The following is a 783-nucleotide window of genomic DNA, read 5'->3' on the forward strand; positions in this document are numbered from 1 at the left end:
CGCCGGATATTCGTAGAGCTCCCGGTAAGCGTTTTCCGGCAGCGCCACCATCCCCGGCGTCTCCGCCCCCGGCACCATCTGCGGCGTCTCGAAATTCCAGTCCCGGCCCGCCCGCTTGCCGGGGACGTAGGAATAAAGCCTTCGCCAGTCGTCGATATGGTTGCGGTCCGACGAGCCCTGCGCGATCCGCATTTTTGCCGCGCCAGAGCCGCCCGCGCCCGCGCTCACGGCCGCCGCCGCGGCCGCCGGCGACGGCCCCAGCCAGCCGCTCTGATGATCGGCGACGACGAGCTGATGCCGGCCGTTGTCGTGGCGGAACCAGTAGAACAGCCCGTCCTGCTCGAAGCGGCGCAGAAGATAGGCAAGATCGGTCTCGTTCCACTGCACCGAATAGGGCCTGACCGGCGGATCGAGGATGACGCCGGAGAGATCCGGCGCCGTCAGCTGATGCTCGGCAAACAGCATCTCGCAGACTTGCAGCGAGGTCTTGTCGAGAAAGATCCGGCAGTCGGAACGGCGCGACAACAGCCACATCTCGGGCCGCAACACCATGCGGTAGGCGCGCAGGCCCCGGGTCACCGGCGGGCCTTCCTCCAGCGCCGTCACCAGCCCATTGAACGGCCGGCGGATTTTCGACTCGACCCCGCCCATGACGCCGGGCGCCGCGCCCGACCCGCCAGAGGATCCAGCGCCGCCATTCAAACCCGCAGACGCGCCGGCGCCCGCGCCGCTGCCGGCGCTTGAGCCTGACACCCCGCCCGCGTCGTCATCCTCGCCCTGCAC

Annotated in this window: 1 protein-coding gene; it reads right to left on the minus strand. The window is 69.3% G+C overall.

Annotation, left to right across the window (positions count from 1 at the left end; all coding sequences use genetic code 11):
- The coding region (locus tag J1C48_RS18765) for a contractile injection system protein, VgrG/Pvc8 family (RefSeq protein ID WP_281433638.1) at positions 1 to 651 on the minus strand (651 nt) is incomplete at its 3' end.
- Positions 652 to 783: the final 132 nt, after the last annotated feature.

It is taken from the genome of Jiella flava, assembly GCF_017349315.1.
Taxonomy (GTDB): Bacteria; Pseudomonadota; Alphaproteobacteria; order Rhizobiales; family Rhizobiaceae; genus Jiella; species Jiella flava.